The 22,482-nt window shown below is 59.9% G+C and carries 19 protein-coding genes; 11 read left to right on the forward strand and 8 right to left on the reverse strand.

The features are described 5' to 3' along the window. The first annotated feature begins 375 nt into the window (after positions 1–375). From EI293_RS06145 to EI293_RS22720, 6 genes are all read left to right on the forward strand, one after another. On the forward strand, positions 376–2,433 hold the full coding sequence (locus EI293_RS06145; RefSeq protein WP_246010560.1) for a BatA domain-containing protein: 2,058 nt from the start codon (positions 376–378) through the stop codon (positions 2,431–2,433). Positions 2,434–2,486: 53 nt separating this feature from the next. Further along, positions 2,487–3,014, forward strand: a complete 528-nt coding sequence (locus tag EI293_RS06150; RefSeq protein WP_170170271.1) for a DUF4199 domain-containing protein — start codon at positions 2,487–2,489, stop codon at positions 3,012–3,014. 40 nt (positions 3,015–3,054) lie between these two features. Then, positions 3,055–3,582 carry a DUF4199 domain-containing protein gene (locus tag EI293_RS06155; RefSeq protein WP_125436285.1) on the forward strand — a complete coding sequence of 176 codons (528 nt, stop codon included), beginning with the start codon at positions 3,055–3,057 and terminating at the stop codon, positions 3,580–3,582. Next, the gene (locus tag EI293_RS06160; protein ID WP_125436286.1) at positions 3,575–4,564 is read left to right on the forward strand and encodes a glycosyltransferase family 2 protein; all 990 of its coding nucleotides are present in this window, start codon (positions 3,575–3,577) and stop codon (positions 4,562–4,564) included. The genes EI293_RS06155 and EI293_RS06160 overlap by 8 nt, the downstream gene beginning before the upstream one ends. A 133-nt stretch (positions 4,565–4,697) precedes the next feature. After that, positions 4,698–5,822, forward strand: a complete 1,125-nt coding sequence (locus EI293_RS06165; RefSeq protein WP_125436287.1) for a glycosyltransferase — start codon at positions 4,698–4,700, stop codon at positions 5,820–5,822. A 3-nt stretch (positions 5,823–5,825) separates the two neighbouring features. After that, complete coding sequence (locus tag EI293_RS22720) at positions 5,826–6,188, forward strand: DUF7079 family protein (RefSeq protein ID WP_449404888.1); 363 nt, start codon at positions 5,826–5,828, stop codon at positions 6,186–6,188. Here EI293_RS22720 and EI293_RS06170 read toward each other — a convergent pair. Together EI293_RS06170 and purB are read right to left on the reverse strand one after the other, a co-directional pair. Further along, on the reverse strand, positions 6,180–7,289 hold the full coding sequence (locus EI293_RS06170; protein WP_125436288.1) for a glycosyltransferase family 9 protein: 1,110 nt from the start codon (positions 7,287–7,289) through the stop codon (positions 6,180–6,182). The genes EI293_RS22720 and EI293_RS06170 overlap by 9 nt on opposite strands. Before the next feature lie 155 nt (positions 7,290–7,444). Further along, positions 7,445–8,809, reverse strand: a complete 1,365-nt coding sequence (gene purB, locus EI293_RS06175; protein ID WP_125436289.1) for an adenylosuccinate lyase — start codon at positions 8,807–8,809, stop codon at positions 7,445–7,447. Positions 8,810–8,973: 164 nt separating this feature from the next. Between purB and EI293_RS06180 the strand changes: the two genes are divergently transcribed. Further along, the gene (locus EI293_RS06180) at positions 8,974–11,127 is read left to right on the forward strand and encodes a biosynthetic peptidoglycan transglycosylase (RefSeq protein ID WP_170170272.1); all 2,154 of its coding nucleotides are present in this window, start codon (positions 8,974–8,976) and stop codon (positions 11,125–11,127) included. Positions 11,128–11,298: 171 nt separating this feature from the next. Here EI293_RS06180 and EI293_RS06185 read toward each other — a convergent pair whose 3' ends face one another. The 3 genes from EI293_RS06185 to hemG form a co-directional block, all read right to left on the reverse strand. Further along, positions 11,299–12,231, reverse strand: coding sequence for a TerC family protein (locus tag EI293_RS06185; RefSeq protein ID WP_125436291.1), 933 nt, complete (start codon positions 12,229–12,231; stop codon positions 11,299–11,301). Positions 12,232–12,295: 64 nt separating this feature from the next. After that, a complete protein-coding gene (locus EI293_RS06190) occupies positions 12,296–13,072 on the reverse strand; it encodes a polyprenol monophosphomannose synthase (protein WP_125436292.1) in 777 nt (258 codons plus the stop codon). Positions 13,073–13,258: 186 nt separating this feature from the next. Then, positions 13,259–14,590 carry a protoporphyrinogen oxidase gene (gene hemG, locus EI293_RS06195; RefSeq protein ID WP_125436293.1) on the reverse strand — a complete coding sequence of 444 codons (1,332 nt, stop codon included), beginning with the start codon at positions 14,588–14,590 and terminating at the stop codon, positions 13,259–13,261. Between the two features lie 119 nt (positions 14,591–14,709). Between hemG and EI293_RS06200 the strand changes: the two genes are divergently transcribed. Beyond that, complete coding sequence (locus tag EI293_RS06200) at positions 14,710–15,222, forward strand: D-glycero-alpha-D-manno-heptose-1,7-bisphosphate 7-phosphatase (RefSeq protein ID WP_125436294.1); 513 nt, start codon at positions 14,710–14,712, stop codon at positions 15,220–15,222. Between the two features lie 175 nt (positions 15,223–15,397). On the opposite strand, the gene EI293_RS22050 is transcribed toward EI293_RS06200, so the two are convergent. Together EI293_RS22050 and EI293_RS06205 are read right to left on the reverse strand one after the other, a co-directional pair. Then, positions 15,398–15,547 carry a hypothetical protein gene (locus EI293_RS22050; protein WP_170170273.1) on the reverse strand — a complete coding sequence of 50 codons (150 nt, stop codon included), beginning with the start codon at positions 15,545–15,547 and terminating at the stop codon, positions 15,398–15,400. A 521-nt stretch (positions 15,548–16,068) separates the two neighbouring features. Further along, on the reverse strand, positions 16,069–17,469 hold the full coding sequence (locus EI293_RS06205; RefSeq protein WP_125436295.1) for a type III PLP-dependent enzyme domain-containing protein: 1,401 nt from the start codon (positions 17,467–17,469) through the stop codon (positions 16,069–16,071). A gap of 255 nt (positions 17,470–17,724) precedes the next feature. On the opposite strand from EI293_RS06205, the gene rocF reads away from it, so the two are divergent. Further along, positions 17,725–18,699 carry an arginase gene (gene rocF, locus EI293_RS06210; RefSeq protein WP_125436296.1) on the forward strand — a complete coding sequence of 325 codons (975 nt, stop codon included), beginning with the start codon at positions 17,725–17,727 and terminating at the stop codon, positions 18,697–18,699. A gap of 66 nt (positions 18,700–18,765) precedes the next feature. Further along, positions 18,766–19,221, forward strand: a complete 456-nt coding sequence (locus EI293_RS06215; protein WP_125436297.1) for a YbaY family lipoprotein — start codon at positions 18,766–18,768, stop codon at positions 19,219–19,221. A gap of 58 nt (positions 19,222–19,279) precedes the next feature. On the opposite strand, the gene EI293_RS06220 is transcribed toward EI293_RS06215, so the two are convergent. Beyond that, entirely contained in the window at positions 19,280–20,092 is an 813-nt protein-coding gene (locus tag EI293_RS06220; protein WP_125436298.1) for a universal stress protein, read from the reverse strand. Between the two features lie 507 nt (positions 20,093–20,599). Between EI293_RS06220 and argS the strand changes: the two genes are divergently transcribed. Continuing rightward, positions 20,600–22,393, forward strand: coding sequence for an arginine--tRNA ligase (argS, locus tag EI293_RS06225; RefSeq protein ID WP_125436299.1), 1,794 nt, complete (start codon positions 20,600–20,602; stop codon positions 22,391–22,393). Positions 22,394–22,482 lie beyond the last annotated feature (89 nt).

A 22,482-nucleotide genomic window follows, 5' to 3' on the forward strand; every position in this document is an offset into this window, starting at 1 on the left:
CCCGGAGCGCCTATGGTACTGCCTTCATCGGTGGGAGAGTCGGTCGCCGCCAACCTTATCATCCATCCAGCCTCGCGGCGTTCCCCCTCACCGGGTGAATGCGCGAGGCTGAATGCGTTTATACCAGGCACATATCTGTCTGCCCGTGGCTGGATAGGTAAGGCGGTAACCCTTGAATTGCTTTTGAGTATATATGCAATTGGTTAACGTTTCTATAAAGGTATACCGCTGTTTGAGAGTAGTAACCGGTGGTCGTAGATGATGGAGGCGTGATTTAACCCCAAACTGTCCACCTTGTATACTATCAGTAGGACCAGCATCAAGACTTGTTACGTGTGTTTGTGTTTATCTTCACGGACTTGCTAACTCGCCTACATGTTATTTACCCATCCCTGGTTTCTCTTAGGACTGCTCGCAATAGTTATTCCGGTAGCTATTCATCTGTTTGAACTGCGTAGGCCGCAACGGATTATGTTCTCCAATGTGGAGTTTATCCGTGAGGTGAAACTAGTGACTGCCCGACAGCGCAGAATTAAGAACTTGCTGGTGCTGTTGTCTCGTGTTGGGCTAATCGTGGCTCTGGCGTTATTGTTTGCGCAGCCATATATACCCGCGCCGGAAAAAATACAGACAAACAATACTGCGGTGCGCGTGCTACTCGATGATTCTCCGAGTATGCAGCAAACAACGGAAAGTGAGCAATCGGTGTTGGAGTACGCTATTGAGCAGAGTGTGGAATTGCCGTTGGCATTTCCGCCGACAACCCGTTACTGGGTATGGCCAGGCAAGCAAGAGGCGTTGAATGCGGCTTCTTATCGAGTACAGGTTGAGCAAACGCAAATCAGTGGCCAAGGCCAAAGTCTTGCTACTACGCTGCTTCAGGCTACACAGCAATCTGGTCGTGTAGCAGGGCCATTATTTGTTTTTTCTGATTTTCAGAAGAATGGTCTTACTGGTTCTGCCTTAACCGGTTTGGATACGGCCCAGCAAATCTTCCTGGTTCCTCTGGCCGGCAAGCCGGGCCCCAATGTATTTGTGGACAGTGTGTGGCTGGATGATGCTTTCGTGCGTACGGGAAGTGACCTGACTGTGCGCGTAAGATTACGCAATGGAGGGCAATTGGCAGCCGAGAATACCCAGATTAAGCTGTTCATTGGAAAGCAACAGGCGGCCTCATTTCAGCTGTCTATACCGGCGCAAAAAGCCGTGACGACTTCAGCTCGTGTTCGGTTGTTGAGTGTTGGGGCGCAGGCGTGCCGTGTAGAGGTGGCGGATCATCCAGTGGACTTTGATAATGCCTACTATTTTACGTTGCAGCCAGCGCAGCAGATCCGGATAACGGAAGTAGGAAACGAAGCACAGTTAGGCGCTTTGTATACCAATGAGCCGTTATTCTCTTACCAATTTACCCCCGCGCAGGCCGCCGATTATCGTAAGCTGGCCACGGCTAATTTGCTGGTGTTGCGCGAGGCAGCAGCAGTAGGGGCGGGGTTGCGCGAAAACCTGCGGCGAGCTGTGCAACAGGGGGCGACGTTGGTTATTGTGCCAGCGGGTAGTACCAATAGCCGGGAATCGTACGGGCAGCTATTCAAGGAACTAGGTCTGGGGACGGTGCAGTGGCAGCCAAACTCCTCAACTGGGCCAGTGCTTCAGGATATTGCGCTGCCAAGCGCGCAGAATCCGTTTTTTCGGGATGTATTTGCCGGAGTGAATCCGCGGGCGGGCATGCCGAAAGCCGCTCCGGTATTGCGGTGGGCCCGCTCGGGAACTGAGGTGTTGCGCCTACGTGATGGGGAGGGCTATCTGGCGGGGTTTCCAAGTGGGAAGGGACAGGTATACGTGTTTACGGCTCCCTTTAGTGCGCCTTATTCCGACTTTGCTCAGCATCCGCTATTTGTGCCGGTACTATACCGATTGGCCATGCAAAGTTATCAGCAGGAGCAGCAGCCGGCGTACCGGCTCAACCAAGGCGTGGTAAACCTACGTCTGCCGAAAGCTGCGGGTAGTGAAAATGAGCCGGCCTACCGGCTGGTACAGGACAGTCTGACGTATATCCCGGTACAACAACTGGTTAATGGCGTACTCCGGCTGGAAGTGCCACCCGGAATGCGGCGGCCTGGGTTTTATACCCTGCAAATAAATGGGAAAACGCTGGCTACACTGGCCTTCAACCTCGATAAGCGCGAGTCAGACCTGCGGAGCTATTCGGCGTCAGAACTGCGGCAGCTGATTGGGCCGAACCGGCCGAACATACAGGTGTACGAAACCGGCCAGAACCAGACGGTAGCGGCCCGCTACAAAGCACAGCGGGTAGGGGTACCGCTGTGGCAGTACTGTTTGTGGGCGGCTTTGGGCTTTTTGCTGCTGGAAGGGTTGTTGCTGCGGTGGAACCGGCGGGCAGCACCGGTGGCTTCCCCGGCAATGGCGGCCTAGCGCGGCGCATTGCCGTGTTAGGGCGTATCTTGCCGCCTTATCAGCTTTTGGCTTTGGAATCTACTTCTTCAACTCCCAACCCCGTACTGCGCACGGCGGTACTGTGCGGGGCCGTAACAGGGGCCTTGTGCGTGGCCTGGGTCCTGTTTCTGTACCTGACTGACAACAATCCGTACGGCCCTAAACGCACGCTGGCCGATTTCTTCACGCCTATTGCGGCTGTGGTCAGTCAGGTTCTGCTGCGCCGCTATTACGTGCCTGAGGGGCCCGGCCTTGGCAAAGCCATTGGCGTAGGGATGCTCACCTCTTTGCTAGCAGCCCTAGTGGCCTCTGCAGGCATGTATACCTTCTCGCGCCTGACCGGCCCAGGAATGATTGAACAGCACTTGGCTGAGGCGCACAAGATGCTGGAAGCTACCAAGGCCATGTACCTGAAAGAGGCCAACGGTGCCCAGCAGTATGCGGCAACGTTACACAACCTGGCCCGCACGCCGGAAGGGTTTGCGCAGGATGAGCTGTTCAAGAAAAGCTTTATCGGGGTGTTGCTGAGTATTCCTGTTGGCGTGTTTTTGCGGAAATAATCTACCTTCCCGCATCCATTCACCTAACCTGTTCTCCGCTATGGAACACACGTCTACGCCCGCTGTTACCCCCGTTGCCACTGGAATCCGATATGGGTTGTTCGTTGGTATTATTGCCTCCATCCTGTCGTTCATCCAGTTTGCGTTCATCAAAGACCCGGAAACTCCCTTTCGGTGGTTGAGTACTGTCGTTTGCATCATCGGCATCTATATGGCGCACAAGCAGTTCAAACAGTCAAATAGTGGCTTTATGTCCTATGGGCAGGGATTGGGAATTGGTACAATTCTGTCGGTCGTAGCGGGTCTTATCAGTGGAGTATTTGGCTACCTCTACGTCGCCTTCATTGACCCGGAGTATATGAACCGCGCAATGGAAGTGCAGCGTGCTAAAATGGAAGCCCAAGGCTTGGATGATGCGCAAATTGAGCAAGGGATGATGTGGGCTCAAAAGTTCAGCACCGGTCCAATAGTGATTCTCTTTAGCCTCATTATCGTAGTAATCATCGGGTTTGTTATTTCCCTCATCATTTCCGCTTTCACCAAAAACACCCGTCCTGAGTTTGAGTAAGCGTCTTTCGCAGTCCTTTCCCGTTGAGCTGTCCCTCGTGATTCCCCTGCTCAACGAAGCCGAGTCGTTACCGGAGCTGACCCGCTGGATCAACCGGGTGCTGACCCAGCACGGGCTGACTTACGAGGTGATTCTCATTGATGACGGCTCGACGGATGACTCCTGGGAGGTTATCGAGCAACTGGCTGCCACCGATACGCACTTGCGCGGCATCCGCTTCAACCGCAACTACGGCAAGTCGGCGGCCCTGAACGTGGGCTTCAAGGAAACCACCGGCCGGGTGGTTTGCACCATGGATGCCGATTTGCAGGACTCGCCGGAGGAACTGCCGGAGCTCTACCGCATGATTACCCAGGACGGCCTCGACCTGGTGAGTGGCTGGAAGAAGAAGCGCTACGATCCGCTCAGCAAAACCATTCCCACCAAGCTCTTCAACGGCGCCACTCGCTGGATTTCGGGCATCCGGCTGCATGACTTCAACTGCGGCCTGAAAGCCTACGACAGCCGGGTGGTGAAAAGCATTGAAGTGTACGGCGAGATGCACCGCTACATCCCCGTCATTGCCAAATGGGCCGGGTTCCGGCGCATCGGCGAGAAGGTAGTGCAGCACCAGGAACGCAAGTACGGTACCACCAAATTCGGGCTGGAGCGGTTCGTGTACGGCTTTCTGGATTTGATGAGCATCACGTTCGTAAGCCGGTTCCGGCGGCGGCCTATGCACTTCTTCGGGGCGTTGGGCACAGTGTCGTTTCTGATTGGGATGCTGATTACGCTGTGGCTGGTGGGGGAGAAGGTGTGGCACTCCTGGATCATGAATTTGGCCACCCGCGACGTTACGGCCCAGCCGCTGTTTTTTCTGGCGCTGGTGGCGGTGGTGATTGGGGTGCAGCTGTTTCTGGCGGGTTTTCTGGCTGAAATGGTGCAACTCAACGGCTCCAACCGCAACGACTACCTCGTGAAGGAGCGGCTGAATCTGAAGTAGATAAATCAACAGCAGCAGAACGTCATGCTGAGCTTGCCGAAGCATCTCTGCCGCAGTGCTAACTTTTTGATTAGCCTCGGTAGAGATGCTTCGGCAAGCTCAGCATGACGTTCTTCTTTTGTAAGTTTCCTGTATGAACGTAGTTATCATCGGGCCAGCATACCCGTTGCGGGGCGGGCTGGCCACCTACAACGAGCGGCTGGCACGGGCCTTCCGCGAGGCCGGCGACGAGGTGCGCCTCGTGACGTTTTCCTTGCAATACCCCGATTTCCTGTTTCCCGGCCAGACGCAGTTCAGCACCGAGCCGGGGCCCGCTGATCTAGATATTGAAGTCAGCCTGAACTCGGTGAACCCCGTGAGCTGGTACCGGGTGGGCAACCGCCTGCGCCGGGAACAGCCTGATCTGGTAATTTTCCGGTTCTGGCTGCCGTTCATGGGGCCGGCCCTGGGCACGGTGGCCCGCCTCATCCGGCGCAACCGCCACACCCGCGTGGTAGCCATTACCGATAACGTCATTCCGCACGAGAAGCGGCCCGGCGACCGGCCGCTCACGCGCTATTTCCTCTCCGCCTGCCACGGCTTCGTGACGATGAGCCGCTCCGTGCTGGCCGATTTGCGCCGTTTGCACTTCCGGCAGCCGGCCCTGTACCGCCCGCACCCGCTCTACGACAACTTCGGACCTCTCAAGCCCAAACCCGAGGCCCTGGCGGCTCTGGGCCTCGACCCTGCGTTTGGTTACCTGTTGTTTTTTGGCTTCATCCGTGCCTATAAGGGCCTCGATATTCTGCTGCAAGCCTTTGCCGATGCGCGGCTGGCCCAACTCCCGCTCAAACTCATCATCGCCGGCGAGTATTACGAGGATGCTGCGCCCTACGAGGCCCTCATCAAGGAACACAACCTGGAAAGCCGCCTCGTGCGCGCCACCGACTTTATCCCGAACGAGCAGGTGGTGGACTATTTCTGTGCCGCCGACATCATTGTGCAGCCCTACAAAAACGCCACTCAGAGCGGCGTCTCGCAGATTGCTTACCATTTCAGCCGCCCGATGCTGGTGACGGACGTAGGAGGCTTGGCCGAGCTGATTCCCAATGGCGAGGTGGGCTACGTGGTGCCGCCCACTCCCCAGTCCATTGCTGATGCGCTGGTGGATTTCTACGAACACCAGCGCGAGCAGGAATTCACCGCCGGCGTGTGGGCCAAGAAAAAAGAGTTTTCCTGGGACGTGATGGTGAAGGCTCTAAAGGAGGCAGCCTGCTAATCTATGGGCATTCCCGATAAAGAACGTCGGCGACCAGTATGGGTAGCACTAGCCGATTTATACTTAGATACTGAGCTGCAGGAGCAGGATTTTCAGCGTATCGCTACTATATGCGCGGAGAGTAGTTTCTCGTGGGCTGAAATTCGGCTAATAAACTACAACGAGGTAACACCAGCGCTGTGGTTTAACGTGCAAGACATAGCAGGTGAGTGGGCTGGCTGGAATGAAGAATGGCTCGTGATGCACATTGAACAGTGTTACAGGCCTGCACCACGTGAGTGGTTTGGCTCTGCGAGGTGCTGGCAGAAACGTGTAGATTTTTTTACGCAACAACCATTGGCCCGCGTAGCTGCTTACTTACGCTAAACGCACACTCGCCCGTACAGCCTCGAATACCTTTTCAGCCGGCAGTTCTTCCATGCAGCTGGTGGGGCCTAGCTTGCACGAGCCCCGGTAAAAGCACACGCACTGCTTATCGGGCTGCACGAGTTGGCCGCGGCCGTAGAGGTCGAATTCGTAGGGGTTGAAGATGTTGTTCATCAGGATGGTGGGCTTGCGCAGGGCAATGCTGATGTGCATGGCCATGGTTACCTGCGTCACGATGCCGTCCATCTGGTGCATCAGGTTGATAAACTGGGGCAGGGAGAAGGTGCCTAGGTAGGCCGCACCGGTGGTGGCGTGGAGGCGTCGGTTGCGTTCCTCCTCGGCCTCGCCGCCCAGTAACACGGGGGCGTAGCCGGCCTGCTGCAGTTGGTTGATAAGGGTAGTCCACTTGTCATCCGACCACAGGCGCGTCGTCCACCGGTCGCCGCAGCCGGTGTTGAGGCCGATGCGGGGGCGGCCCTGGGGCAGCTGGCTCCAGTCGTAGCCTTTGTCCTCGTGGGTGTCGAACACGTACTCCTCGTGCTGGAACTCGTAGCCGCACAGCTCGAAGATTTCCTGCACGTAGGGCTTCTGGTTCTGTTGGCTCAGCTCATCGAACACGCCGGTGAGGTACTTGTGGTTGGCCAGCTCGTTGGCGGGCCAGGCCACGCCGTACTGCGGGTGCAGCTGGTAGCCGAACTTCTGGTGGGCCCGGATGCTGCCCAGCAGCGCGCAGGCCTCCTTGTCTTTGTCGAGGTTAAACAACAAATCGAACTCCCGCTGCTGCAGGTGCAGCACGCTGGTAAGCTCCAGCTTCAGCACCTCATCAATCCAGCCGCCGCTCTGGGGCAGAATGGCGGGGGTGAGCGTGAGCCAGGTGATGCGGGCATCCGGGTACTCCTGGCGCAGCCGCCGCAGCAAGGGCGTGGTCCGGATAACGTCCCCAATGGCCCCGAGCTTGATGATGAGAATGCGCTGCTGGGTGGGCGCGTACATCGGGCAGCCCTGGCACTGGTAGCCGTGCTCCTTATTGGGGCGGCAGGGAATATCACCACGGAAGTGGCGGCAGTCGGGGTGAACGGTTACGCCGTTGAGGTGGGGCATTGGGGGAAATCTTGACGCAAAAAGGAAGGTCTGTCATGCTGAGCGTAGTCGAAGTATCTCTGCCGCTTCGTTGCAATACGAATCAGTTAGTCAGAGGCAGAGATGCTTCGACTCCGCTCAGCATGACGTTCTATATACTATTGGGAACACTAAATCTACACGCCCACGTACGTGCTGGGCGTGATGGCGCGCAGCTCCTGCTTCACGGCTTCGCTCACGTCCAGACCGTCCACGAACTCGCTGATGGTAGACTGGCTGATGGCCGAGCCGGTGCGGGTGAGGGCCTTGAGGGCGTTGTAGGGGTCGGGGTAGTTTTCGCGGCGCAGGATGGTTTGCAGCGCCTCGGCTACCACGGCCCAGTTGTCGTCCAGGTCGCGGCGGACGGTGGCTTCGTCGAGGGCCAGCTTGTCTAGGCCGCGCTGCAGGGCGGTGAGGGCAATGAGGGTGTGGCCCAGCGGCACGCCCAAGTTGCGCAGCACGGTGGAGTCGGTGAGGTCGCGCTGGAGGCGGCTGATGGGCAGCTTGGCCGCGAGGTGCTCCAGCACGGCGTTGGCCAGGCCCAGGTTGCCCTCGGCGTTTTCGAAATCAATGGGGTTCACCTTGTGGGGCATGGCCGAGGACCCCACCTCGCCGGCCTTCACCGTCTGGCGGAAGTAGCCTAGCGAAATGTACTGCCACACGTCCCGCGCCAGGTCAATGAGAATGGTGTTGATGCGCTTGAGGCCGTCGCAGAGGGCGGCCAAGTGGTCGTAGTGCTCAATCTGGGTGGTGGGGTGGCTGCGCTTGAGGCCCAGGCGGCCTTCTACAAATTGCTGGGCAAACTGGTGCCAGTCGGTGCCGGGATAGGCCACGTGGTGGGCGTTGAAGTTGCCAGTGGCCCCGCCGAACTTGGCTCCGAACGGCACCTGGCCCAGCAGCTCCACCTGGGCATCGAGGCGGGCCACAAATACTTCCACCTCCTTGCCCAGGCGGGTAGGGGAGGCCGGCTGGCCGTGGGTGCGGGCCAGCATCGGCACGGCAGCCCAGCTCTGGGCGCGGGTGGCCAGCTGGTTGCGCACCTGTGCGTAGGCCGGCAGCAGCGTATGGATGAGGGCGTGCTGGAGGCTGAGCGGAATGGCGGTATTGTTGATGTCCTGCGAAGTCAAACCGAAGTGGATAAACTCCAGGTACTGGCCCAGGCCCAGCGCCGTGAACCGGTCCCGCAGGAAGTACTCCACGGCCTTCACGTCATGGTTCGTAACCCGTTCGTGGGCCTTCACAGCCTCGGCGTCAGCGGTAGTGAAACTAGTATAAAGGCCGCGCAGCTGCCCGAAAACTGCCGGACCGACGCCCTGCAGCTGGGGCAGCGGCAGTTCGCAGAGGGCAATGAAGTACTCCACTTCCACCAGCACCCGGTACCGGATCAGGGCCAGCTCGGAGAAGTAGGCAGCCAGCGGGGTGGTCTGGCGGCGGTACCGGCCATCGAGGGGCGAAACGGCAGTGAGCGGAGTGAGGGTGCTGTAATCAGGGGCGGCGGACATACGCAGGAAGAAGGAAAATGGCCAGGGACGAGCCAAAGGTAGCGGAAGGCGCGGCGTGGGCCAATCGGGGCGCGGGCCTTTTTCGTTACCTTTGCTATCCGGGCGGCGGCGGGTTCGGCCCGAATCTGGCTCCGGCCCGCCGCCCCTTCCTTTCTCTCCGATCTGTGCGCGTGACTTCAGCTACCAAGAAAAAAATCGGCCTCGGCCTCGGCGTTCTGGCCCTGCTTCTGCTTATTGGCCTCGGTATTTTTCTCGCCAAGCGCCAACAGCTGCTCGATTACGCGCTGCTGCAGGTGAAGGCCAAGGTGGAACGCAAGTTTCCGGTGGTGCTCACGCTGGGCCCGGCCCGCTTCACCGACCTGAACACCGTGCAGCTGGAAGGCGTGAGCCTGACGCCCACTGCCTCCGCCGATACGCTACTGCGCGCCCAGGTAGTGCGCGCCTCCCTGAGCGTGCGCAGCCTGTTTGCGGGCCGCCCCGTATTCAGCAACCTCGAAATCGACAGCGCCCGCCTCACCGCCCGCAAAACGGCCGGCGGTCAGGATAATTACTCCTTCCTCTACAAGACGAAGAAAACCCGGCCCGCCGTTGCGCGCGACACCACCAAGGGCACCAACTACGGCCTGCTCGCCAACCAGCTGCTGGAAGCCACCTTCGACAACATTCCTGAGGAAGCCGATTTCCAGCACTTCCTGGTGACCTACGAAAGCCCCCGCCACCGCGCCCGCCTCACCATGCCGCGCCTGGCCATTGAGGATGGCAACATCAACGGCCAGCTTACGGCCGTTATCGACTCGGTGGAAAACCGCGTGGGCGTGGAAGGCCACATCGACGCCGGCGACTATGAGGTGGATGCCAACGTATTTGGGTTGGACAAGCGTCCGGTGGTGCTGCCCTACGTGCAGAGCCGCTACGGGGCCCGCGTGCAGTTCGACACGGTGCGCGTCAGCCTCTCAGAAAAGGATTTGAGCGGCGACGACGAGCTGCTGCTGAAAGGCACCGCCTCGGCCGCCAATTTCATCGTGAACCACCCCAAACTCTCGGACAGCGACGTGCGTTTCCCGCGTGGGGGCATTGATTTCGTAATGAAGCTGGGCCAGGCCTCATTTGCGCTGGAGAAAGGCACGCGGGTGCTGCTCAACAAAATGGAGCTGTTTCCGGAGTTGACGATGCGCCGCCTGCCGGTGCCGGAGCGCGTGATTGGCAAGGATATCAACGGCCTCACCAACCGCAACCAGCTGCTGGCCGGCGTGCAGGTGAAGCTGAACGTGGAATCCAGCGAAACCAAGGCCAACGACTTCTTCGCCTCCTTGCCCGAAGGCATGTTCGAGAGCCTCGAAGGCACCCAGGCCGAGGGCACGGTGCAGTACCACCTCATGGCCGATCTGGACATGAATCAACTGGACAGCCTCAAGTTCGATTCGGGTTTGCGGGCCACCAAGTTCCGCATCACCCGCTTCGGCCGCGAAAACCTGAACCAACTCAACGAGGAGTTTCTGCACACCGCCTACAACGACAAGGGAGACACGGTGAAGACCTTTCTGGTAGGGCCTTCCAACCCCGAATACACGCCCTATAACCAGGTTTCCGATTACCTAAAGTACGCCATCATGACGGCCGAGGACCCGCGCTTTATGACGCACCGGGGCTTCATGGAAAAGGCGTTTGTGAAGTCGGCCATTCAGAACCTGAAGGAGCGGCGCTTCGCCCGGGGCGGCAGCACCATCAGCATGCAGCTGGTGAAAAATGTGTTCCTGACCCGCAAGAAAACCCTGGTGCGCAAGGCCGAGGAGGCGCTGATTGTCTGGATTATCGAAAATACCCGTTTGGCTACCAAGGAGCGGATGCTGGAGGTGTACCTGAATATTATTGAGTGGGGACCGAAGATTTACGGCGTCCACGAGGCAGCCGAATTCTACTTTGCCAAGGAGCCGCGCAACCTTAATCTGTCGGAAAGCCTGTTTCTGGCCAGCATTGTGCCGCGGCCCAAGTACTACCGCAACGGCTTCAACCAGTACGGTGAGATGCGCGTGAGCGGGCGCTACTTCCACCGGCTCATTGCCCAACTGATGGCCCGCAAAGGCTACATCTCGCAGAGCGAGTACGAGAACGTGGGTACCTCCGTGAACTTCCAAGGCCCGGCGCGCCAGTACATCGTGCGGGCCACCCGCGACACGGTGCGTGCCACCGTCGCGGCCGATTCGTCGCAGTACGAGCCCCTGAACCTAATTGACCTGCTCGGCGGCGACACCGCCCCCGATGCCGGCGTGAACACCAACCAGCCCGCCCCGCCCGCCGCCCCACCAACGGGGAATTAGCACGCGTCATTGCGAGGCGGAGCCGAAGCAATCCTTCCTATACGCCGCTCAAAACGCTGACCTATTTAAAGGCCCCTGACGCCAGCAAGGACGTCAGGGGCTTTTTATATTCTGAAGCTTTGCGCTTGGAAAAGGAAGGATTGCTTCGGCTCCGCCTCGTCATGACGGGCGTTATTCCTGCTCCGCCTCTTCTTTCTTCGGAAACAGCAACGACAGGCCAACGGAGCCGGCCAGAATCAGGCCGACGACGCCCAGGGAAATGCCCATCGGAATGTGCAGGAATTCGGTGGCCAGCAACTTGCCGCCGATGAAGATGAGGATGAGCGAGAGGCCGTAGTGCAGGTAATGAAACAGCCGCATGAGGCTTTCCAGCGCGAAATACAACGCCCGCAGCCCCAGCAAAGCAAACACGTTGCTGGTGTACACGATAAATGTGTCGCGCGAGACGGCCAGGATGGCAGGGATGGAGTCGGCGGCAAATACCACATCGGTGGTTTCGACCATCACCAGCACCACCAGTAGGGGCGTAGCGAACAGCATCCCGTTCTGACGCACGAAAAACCGGCCTTCGTGCAGGCGGTTGGTGATGGGCAAATGGCGGCTCAGGAACTTGACCACCGGGTTATTGTCGGGGTCGATTTCCGGCTCCCCGCCGCTGGTGGCCATCTTTACTCCGGTGTACACGAGGAAGGCGCCCAGTACGTACAGCAGGAAGTGGAACTTAGCCAGTAGCGCCGCCCCCGCCAGAATAAACGCCGCCCGCAACACCAACGCCCCGATAATGCCCCAGAACAGAATCTTGTGTTGATACTGCGGCGGTACCTTGAAGTATGTGAAAATGAGCAGGAACACGAACAGATTATCCACGCTCAACGATTTCTCGATGAGGTAGCCCGTGAGAAACTCCAGGGCCGCCTGTTTGCCCATCCAATGGTACACGGCGTAGTTGAAGCTTAGCGACAGGGCAATCCAGAACGCACTCCAGCCTAGGGCCTCCCGCATGCGCACTACGTGCGCCTTGCGGTTGAGCACGAGCAAATCGAGGAGCAGCAGGGCCACCACGCCCACATTGAAGCCAACCCAGAACAGCGGGGATATTTCCATCGGGGTAAGATACGCGACCCGCTGAAAAAGAACACCCCAAAATCAACTGATTTCGGGGTGTTTACTATTCTGAGGTAGCCGGTAAGGCCGCCAGGGCCGGGGCGGTATCTACCCGCTCAAACTGCCGGAACCAGCTGTGAATTTTCATCTGCAGCACCCCGAAAAAGGCTTCTTTTACGATGCCTTTGCTCATTTTGGAGGAGCCGCGGGTGCGGTCGGTGAAGATGATGGGCACTTCCTTGAGCCGGAAGCCGTACTTGTAGGCCAGCCACTTCATCTCAATCTGGAAGGCGTAACCCACGAACCGGATCTGGTCGAGCGGGATGGTGCGCAGTACGCGAGCCGTGTAGCACTTGAAGCCGGCCGTAGCGTCGCGGATGGGCATGCGGGTAACCAGGCGCACGTAGGATGAGGCAAAATACGACATCAGCACCCGGTCCATCGGCCAGTTTACCACGTTCACGCCCTGAATATAGCGGGAGCCAATGGCCAGGTCGTAGCCCTGGTGGGCGCAGGCGTCGTAGAGGCGAATGAGGTCGTCGGGGTTGTGGGAGAAGTCGGCGTCCATCTCAAACACGTACTCGTAGCCCTGGGCCAACGCCCAGCGGAAGCCGTGAATGTAGGCCGTGCCCAGGCCCAGCTTGCCCGCCCGCTCCTCCAGAAATAGGCGGCCCGGAAACTCACTCATCAGCCCGCGCACGATGGCGGCCGTACCGTCGGGTGAGCCGTCGTCGATGATGAGCACATCGAACGCCTGCGGCAACGAGAAAACCTTACGGATGATCAGCTCCGCGTTTTCTCGCTCGTTATAGGTCGGTATCAGGACAACCCCGTCATTCATTGCCGCAAAGGTAGAAGTTTGTTTTGGTGTACCGTCGCAAATAACGAGGCCCGTTACCGGGGATTTTCAGCATAAAGCAAGGATGCGAAAATGGGGGCAACGGTTGCCGGAGCCCCGTGCCGCTTTCCATAACACGCAGCTGCCGGAATCTGGTTTACGATAGAGCAGTTTTCTGCAACGACCTGGCTACCTGGCGGCCAGGGTGGCGGCTAGCTGCCGGGCGTGGCGGATGCAGTCGGGGACGCCCACGCCGGCCCGCCAGTTGGCCGTGGTGTGCAGGCCCTGGGCCCGCAAGGCATCGGCGGCGGCATGAGCGGCCGGAATGCGCGCGTCGAACTGCGGAATGGCACGCTCCCAGTAGTAGCGGTACTGCCACACCGGCACGGCTCCGGACCGGATACCGTAGAAGCGGCTCAGCTCCTGATGCACGGCGGCTTTCTGTTCGGCCTCGGGCTGGCGGGCCTCGGCTTCGTACTGGCTGCCGCCCACAAAGGTGGTAAATAGCACCTGCCCGGCCGGCGCGCGGTCCGGGAAGATGGAGCTGGTCCAGATGCTGCCGGCCGCGTAGGGCTGCTCCGCTTTCGGATGCAGCGCCCCAAAGCCATCGAGCGGATGCGTCACGTCGGCACGCTGGTAGGCGGTGTAAATGGCCGTCATGGGCGGGTAATACACCGCCGCCAGGGCCGCAGCGGCTTCCGGAAACTGCGCCTGCAATAGAGGGGCAGCGGCATAGGCGGGCAGAGCCAGCACCACGTGCTGGTAGAGGCGCGGCGCGGGGCCGGCGGTGGTTTCCAGCTCCCAGCGGCCGTCATCGGCGCGGCGGTGCAGGTGGGTGGCAGCCTGCCCGAAGTGGGCGCGACGCAGCTTGCGGGCCAGCGTATCGGTGAGCGTCTGCAGGCCGCCGGTCAGCGACACGATACGGCGGCGACCGGCAGGGCTCTTGCTTTTCATCAGCCCCCGGATGACGGAGCCGTGCTGCTGCTCCATGGCCGCTAGCTGCGGAAACGTCTTGTGCAACAGCAGCCGGGCCGGGTCGCCGGCATAGATGCCCGAAATAAACGGATTGAGGGCGTACTCCACCACCTCCGCCCCAAACCGGCGCGTAAAGAACTGGGCCAGGGTTTCCTCCGGGTTAACCGGCGCGGCCGGCTGAAACAGCTCCCGTACCAGCCCCAGCCGGGCCTTCAGGCTGAAGAACGAGCTGGTCAGCAGCTTCGGTGGCGACGCGGGCAGCTGCTGGTAGCGGCCCTGACGCAGCACGTAGCGGTTCTGGCTCATGGCAGCGGCATTCAAGAGCTGATTGGTCAGGCCGAGGCCGTCCACCAGTTCGCGCAGCTCGTCGGAAAGCTGGAGCGAGTTGGGGCCGGTTTCGAGCAGGTAGCCGTCGCGCGCTTCCGTGCGGATGGTGCCACCCGGGCGGGTACTGGCGTCAAACAGGTCGTAATCGAGGCCGGCGCGCTGCAGGTACCAGGCCAGCGTGAGGCCCGAAATACCGCCGCCCAGAATGGCAATGGCCATGAGGAGAAAGTGAGGTGAGGAGCGGGCAAAGATACGCCTTGGCCGCCGGAGCGGAGCGCCGGTTTCCAACCGTCAACCTTCCCATACCTTTGCCCCGTCATTACCTTATCACCCCAACAATGAGCAAAGCAGTATTTCTGGACCGGGACGGAGTGTTGAACCAGGAGATAGGGGAGTACGTGTGGGAGGTGGAGAAATTTGTGGTGCTACCCGGCGTGGCCGAGAGCTTGGCCCGGCTGAAGGCGGCCGGCTTCCATCTCATCGTGGTAACCAACCAGGCCGGCATTGCCAAGGGCCTGTACACGGCGGCGCACGTAGCAGCCTGCCACCAGAAGCTGCAGGAGGCTACCGGCCACCTCATCGAGGCCTTCTATTTTGCGCCCGGCCACCCCAGCGTCTCGGAGACGCTGGCGCGGAAGCCGGGGTCTTTGATGCTGGAAAAGGCCCTGGCCCGCTTCCGGCTGGAGCCGGCCCGCTGCTGGCTGGTGGGCGACCGGCTGCGCGATATGGAAGCCGGGCACCGCGTCGGCGTGCGCGGCATTCTGGTCGGCCCGGACGCCCAGACCGGCTACCAGCCCCACGTAGCCGACCTGGCCGCCGCCACCGACCTGATTCTGGCTGCTGAGGAATAAAGTAGTAAGATATAAGTATTGAGATACATATTTGATAGTCAGGAATTTGGATAAAATATAGCTCCTCGTTATGTATGTCTCGCTACGTTAGATAGCCCAAAAAAGGCCCGGGGCCGCTTTCCAAGTTAAGGAAGCGGCCCCGGGCCTTTAGGTGTGAACGGAAAAAAAGGACGGGTTACTGTTGCACCGGATTGTCGGTAGCCTGGGCCAGGATTGGCGAGGCTACCTGCGTGGCGGGCTTGGTAGCGGAGTAGGCCGGGCATTGGCTGCGGCAGGAAGTAGAGCCCAACGCCAGGAGACTACCCCAAAGAAGAAGTTTTTTCATGGTAAAAGACAAAATGATGGAATTAGCAACGTGAGGCAAGTGCTTCACTAGTAACCACGTTTGTCTTCTAACGATTCCAGATTATCAAAATTGTTTAATTATATACTTATTTCATTGTTGAAAAAATACAAAGGGGCTTTTCTCAAGTGAGAAAAGCCCCTTTGTATATGATATCAGAACAGCCCGGATGGGCTGGCCGGCTTATTGTCGCTCGGTAGTAGTGCCGTATTGGGCCATAACGGGGGACGAAATGCGCGTGGCGTCTTTCGTGCTGGAGTACGCCGGGCACTGAGTCTTTTTGCTGCAAGCGCTCAGCCCGAGGCCGGCTACGCAAGCAAGGAGTAGCATTTTTTTCATGAGAGCAACGAAGTGAATGGGCTCAGCCCGGGTATGATAGGTACGGCAGTAAAGGTAGAGGAAGCAACGGCGGCTTGCAACTGCCCCGGGTTCGGACTCGGCCAACAACCCGCCCGGGCCGCCAAAGCAAAGGGGCGCCCCGACCGGAGCGCCCCTTTGCTGGGCTAGGACTGATAGCCCAGAATCTTCATCATCGATTCGCCGGTCTGCTCCTCGGCAAACACCCGGTCGGTGAGGGTGCCTTCCTCGTCGCGGTCCAGAATGACCATTTTGGGGGCCGGAATCAGGCAATGCTTCACGCCGCCGTAGCCCGAGAGGCTTTCCTGGTAGGCCCCGGTGTGGAAGAAACCCACGTACAGCGGCTTGGCATCCTGGGGCTTGCGCTCGGGCAGGAACACCTGGTAGATGTGCTTTTCGGCGTTGTAGTAGTCCTGGGAGTCGCAGGTGAGGCCGCCGAGCTGGATTTTCTTGTACTGCTTGTTCCAGCCGTTGAGGGCCAGCATGATAAAGCGTTGGTTCAACGCCCAGGTATCGGGCAGGTTGGTGATGAACGAGCCGTCAATCATGTACCACAACTCCTTGTCGTTCTGCAGCTTCTCATCCAGAATCGAGTAGATGGTCGCGCCCGACTCGCCCACCGTGAAGATGCCGAACTCGGTGAAGATATCCGGCTCGGGCACGCCTTCTTCCTCGCAGATGCGCTTGATGGTACGCAGCACCTCGGCAATCATGTAAGGGTAATCGTACTCCTTCTGGATGCTGGTCTGGATGGGCAGGCCGCCGCCGATATCCAGGGTCGTGAGGGTGGGGCACACTTTGCGCAGCTCGCAGTATTTGTGCACAAACCGGCTCAGTTCCGACCAGTAGTAGCTGGTATCCTTGATGCCGGTGTTGATGAAGTAATGCAGCATCGTGAGCTCGAAGCGCGGGTCGTCCTTGATCTTCTGCTCGTAGAGCGGCAGGGCGTCGGTGTAGCGGATGCCCAGGCGGGAGGTGTAGAACTGGAAGCGCGGCTCCTCGTCGGAAGCCAGGCGCATGCCCACGTTGCACTTCTCGCGCACGTTGTCGTGGTAGTAATCCACCTCGTTGGGCGAGTCCAGAATGGGCATGCAGTTCACGAAGCCGTCGTTGATGAGGCGGGTGATTTCGTGCTTGTACTCCTGGGTTTTGAAGCCGTTGCAGATGATGAACGTGTCCTTCTGCACCTTGCCCTTGGCGTGCATGGCCCGGATGATGTTGGTATCAAACCAGGAGGACGTTTCGATGTGCACGCCGTTTTTGAGGGCTTCCTCTACCACAAAGCTGAAGTGCGAGGCCTTGGTGCAGTAGGCGTAGGAATACTTGCCCTGGTAACCGGTCTGCTCAATTCCGAGGCGGAACCATTCCTTGGCCCGCTGAATCTGGGACGAGATTTTGGGTAGGTAGGCCAGACGCAGCGGGGTGCCGTGCTTTTCCACCAGGGCCATCAAATCAATGTCGTGGAAGCGCAGCTCGTTATCCTGTACCTGAAACTCATCGGTGGGGAAATCGAACGTCTGCGAAATCAGGTCGTGGTAGGTATCCATTGAAGGAAAATGGGGGAAGTTGTGAGGGGTTGGGCCGAAAGAACGCCGACTGGTAGCAAGCTCCGCCGTGGACTCTTTTTCTTCGCAAAGCTTTTGCCGAACTTGCGTGGGCAAAGATACCCCCTCGCGGGGGTTTTGGTTGTGCTCTGTTCGTTGGTTGCGCCGGAAGGCCCGCGCGCGTCAAGCCTGAGAGGGACCCCACCCACTCAATCGGCAAGCATCTAAACCACTTAACCCTTTTTCTGCCAATGTAATATGCGACGCATCAAGCTTCTGGAAGTCCGCTCCGAACTCGGGGCCGGAACCCGTGGCGCCAGCCTGGGCGTGGACGCCCTCAAGGTGGCCTGCCTTAACAAAGGGTCTGACTACTTCCGCCGCTTCAACTCGGTGAGTGTGCCCGATCTGAACCACGTGCTCTTCGAGAAAAACCACTTTCCGAAGGCCAAGCACATCGATTCCATTTACACGGTGCAGAAAGGCATTGCCAGCACCGTGGAGCAAACCCTGCGCTTCGGCGAGTTCCCGCTGGTACTGGCCGGCGACCATAGCAACGCCTCCGGCACCATTGCGGGTATCAAAGCGGCCTACCCGCACAAAACGCTGGGCGTGGTGTGGGTTGATGCTCACGCCGATATTCACTCGCCCTACACCACGCCCTCGGGCAACATGCATGGCATGCCGCTGGCTATTTCGCTGGGCGATGATAACCGCGAGTGTCAGCGCAACCAGCCCGAGCCGGAAACCGAGTTTTTCTGGCAGAAGCTCAAGAACCTGGGCGAAGCCGGCCCCAAAGTCACGCCCGAGCACCTGGTGTACGTGGTAGTGCGCGACACCGAGCACGAGGAAGACGCCATCATCGAGCGGCTGGGCATCAAGAACTACAAGCTGGACGAGGTGAAGGAGAAAGGCACCCGTCAGGTAGCCCGCGAGATTTACGAGCGGCTCCGTTTCTGCGATATGGTGTACATCAGCTTCGACGTGGACTCCCTGGATTCGCGCTTCAGCAAGGGCACCGGCACGCCCGTGGTGGATGGCCTGAACGTGGAGGAAGCCATCAGCCTGTGCCGCGCTTTGCTGGATAACGACCGGGTGGTGTGCTTCGAGATGGTGGAAATCAACCCCACGCTGGACTCCGAAAACACCATGGCCCAGAACGCCTTCGACATCCTGGAAGCCGCCACCGACGCCATCCAGAACCGGCTGCGGCTGGAGGAAGTGGTGAGCCGGTAGCCGGCTCGGCGCAAGATTGAACGCGTAATAGCCGTTTATTGCGCGTTCAACCTTGGTTTCTTCTCTATGAAAACGCTTCACTGCCTGGCATTGAGCCTGCCCGTTCTGCTGGCCGGCTGCACCGCAACCCCGTCGACAACCGCCCCACCAGCTGCTGCCGCCGGAGAGCCCGCCACTACTGCCGCTGCCGCCCCGGATTCCGTGACGGGCACCATCACGTACCGTAACCGCATGGCGCTGCCGCCTACGGCCGTGGTGCGGGTGGTATTGCAGGATGTCTCGTTGCAGGACGTAGCCGCCACGGTGCTGGATTCCGTAACTATCCGGCCCAACGGGCGGCAGGTGCCGTTTGCTTTCGGGCTGCACTATGATCCGTCCCTGATCAAGCCGGGCAATACCTACACCGTGCAGGCCCGCATTACCGGCGGCGGCCGGCTGCTGTACCTGAATGACGAGGCCTATCCCGTTATCACCGGCAGCCACCCCAAGCGGGTGGAGATGGTGCTGCGGCTGGCACAGTAGGCTCCGGCAAACTCCCTTGAAAAAGCCCCATCGATGCGCGTCGATGGGGCTTTGGCCGTTATTCCTGAGCCGGCAGTACCAGCACCGGCACCGGGCTGCGGCGCACCACCTCGGCCGTGACGCTGTGGTGAAACAGCTGCCCCAGAAAGCTGCGGCGACGGGCAATGAGCAGCAGCACATCATACTCCGGAGCCAGCTGCAGGATGCCCTCGGCGGGCCGGGCGGCCGTTACCGTGCGGCTGTGCACGGTGAGCAGGTCGGCGGTGAGGCCGGTACGCGTGACGGAATCCAGCGCCGTGGTGTCGGCCGTGGCCGAGTTGTTGGGGGTGACGTGCAGGATGGTCAGCTCGGCGTGCAAAGCGTTGAGCAGGTGGCGGGCGGTGCCGGCAAACTGGCCCAGGGTAAATTCCTCGCCGTCGGTAGCCAGCAGCACGCGGCGGGGCAGGCCGGGGTTGCGCACCGTGTGCGGCACTACCAGCAGGGGGTAGGGAGCCGTGCGCAGAATATCCAGGGCCGTTGTCGTCACCAACTCATCAGGCGTGCCCGACGCATCGTGGCGGCCCAGCACCACCAGGGCCGGATGGTGGCGGCTCACGGCATCGGCCACGGCAAACGCCACCCGGCCGTGCCCTACTTCCGCCACCACCGGCACCGATAGGTCGCGGGCCAGACTGCTTAGGGCCAAATGAATGGCTTCGCGGCTGAGGTTGGAAAGCTGCCCGGTAAACATTTCGGGGTCCAGCACCGAGTCGCGGCGTACGTGCAGCAGCACCAGGCGGGCGTCCAGCGGAGCGGCCAGGTTGGTGGCGTAGTTCAGGGCCGCGTCGGCCGCCTGGAAAAAATCGGTGAGAATCAGCAGGGAAGTGGCCATGATGCGGGGAACAAGCGAAGTGCGTAACGCGGGCAAGTACGCTAACGGCTGGCCGGCACGCAAGCCGAAAAGCCAGGTAAAAGCATGATATTCATCATCTTTCCGCTGAAGGAAAGCCCATGCACCAAGTGCGTCAAGGCAGAGTCGGTATTGGCGGCAACGGCTGAAACCGGGCCGCCAGGATGGTTGACGGGTAAAGCGGGTGGGCCGAAACCGGACCTGCACTTTTTCGGGCAGCTTCCGGCGCAGGTTTCTACCTTTGTAAGGTCGGTGGCTCTGAGTGGAGCCGCTGGCCTTCTGTTATGACTCCGATTTTTGGACTACTCCGGCCCCGACGATTTCGGGCGTAAGCAGCCGCTTGCGCCGGACGCGGCAGGCGTTTCGGCAGCTGCCGGCGCCGCCTGAGTCCGGCGACTTCTCGCGCTTACGCCTGCCGCGCCGCTAGTTATCCAGTCAATCATCCCGAAGCCTGCTTTCAGGCTTCTTTTTCAGCGTTTCGCTCTTCCAGTGCAGCAACTCGAACAAACCCTCAAAGCCGCCCTCGGCACGGCTATCCAGACTGTATTCGGCACCGAGGTGCCCGCCGCCCAGCTCACGTTGCAGCCCACGCGCAAGGAGTTTGCCGGCCAGTTTACGCTCGTCACGTTCCCGTTCACCAAAACCCTGGGCAAAGGCCCCGAGCAGATCGGGCAGGCCGTAGGGGAGTGGCTGGTGGCCAACTCGCCGCTGGTGAGCGGCTACAACGTGGTGAAAGGCTTCCTGAACCTGGAAATTGCCGATGCCGAGTGGCTGAAGCTGTTCACGGCTTTGCGCCAGCAGCCGGCCGGCACGCCCGTCACTACCGACGGCCCGCGCAACGTGGTGGTGGAGTATTCTTCGCCCAACACCAACAAGCCCCTGCACCTGGGCCACCTGCGCAACAACTTCCTCGGCTACTCGGTGGCCGAGATTCTGAAAGCCACCGGCGCCACCGTCACGAAGGCCAACCTGGTCAACGACCGGGGCATCCACATCTGCAAATCCATGCTGGCCTACCAGCAGTACGGCCAAGGCGAAACCCCGCAGAGCGCCGGCATCAAGGGCGACCACCTGGCCGGCAAGTACTACGTGCTGTTTGAGAAGCACTACCGCGAGCAGGTGCGCCAACTGGAAGCCGAAGGCGTAGCCCCTGACGTGGCCAAGCGCCAGGCCCCGATGATGCTGGAAGCCCAGGACATGCTCCGCGCCTGGGAAGCCAACGACGAAGCCGTGGTGAGCCTCTGGAAGCAGATGAACGGCTGGGTGTACGAGGGCTTTGACGCCACCTACACCAACATCGGCGTCGATTTCGATAAGTATTACTACGAATCGGGGACCTACCTGCTGGGCAAGGAGCGGGTAGAGGAAGGCCTGCAGAAAGGCGTGTTCTTCAAGAAAGAAGACGGCTCGGTGTGGGTGGACCTCAAGGAGGAAGGCCTCGACGAAAAGCTGCTGCTGCGCGCCGACGGCACCTCGGTGTACATCACCCAGGACCTAGGCACGGCCGAGCTGAAGTACCAGGATTTTGGCTACGATTTGAGCGTGTACGTCATTGCCGACGAGCAGAACTACCACATGCAGGTGCTGCGGGCGGTGCTCCAGAAGCTGGGCAAGCCCTACGCCGACGCCATCTACCACCTCAGCTACGGCATGGTGGATCTGCCCTCGGGCAAGATGAAAAGCCGCGAAGGCACCGTGGTAGACGCCGACGAGCTGGTGCGCGAAGTGGTGGAAGCCGCCAAAGCTGCCACGCTGGAGAAAGGCAAAACCGAGGGCCTTTCTGACGACGAGTTGGCCCAACTCTACCATATGCTGGGACTGGGCGCGCTCAAGTACTACCTGCTGAAGGTGGACCCTAAGAAGCGCATGCTCTTCAACCCCGAGGAATCGGTGAAGCTGGAAGGCGACACGGGGCCGTTTGTGCAGTACTCGCACGCCCGGATTGCCGCCATCCTGCGCAAAGCCGCCGAAATGGGTATCAGCCCCGCCGCCGACCTGAGCGCCCTCCCGGAGCTGCCCGGAGCTGCCCGCGAGCTGGTGCAGGAGCTGGGCCGTTATGCCGGCGTGGTGCAGGAAGCCGCCCGCACGTTCTCGCCCGCCGTGGTGGCCCAGTACGCCTACGAGGTGGCCCGCGCCTACAACCGCTTCTACACCGACATCAAAATCTTCACCGAGCCCAACGAAACCAGCCGCTCGTTCTACGTGGCCCTCTCGGCCCAAACCGGCCAGACCATCAAAACCAGCCTGGGCCTGCTCGGCATCCAGGTGCCCGAGCGGATGTAGTGTAAACGGCGTGGGACGCGCGCGTCCCCTCAGAACGTCATGCTTTGGCAAGCTCAGCATGACAGTCAACCTTTGTTTGTAGTGCAGCA

It is taken from the genome of Hymenobacter perfusus, assembly GCF_003944765.1.
Taxonomy (GTDB): Bacteria; Bacteroidota; Bacteroidia; order Cytophagales; family Hymenobacteraceae; genus Hymenobacter; species Hymenobacter perfusus.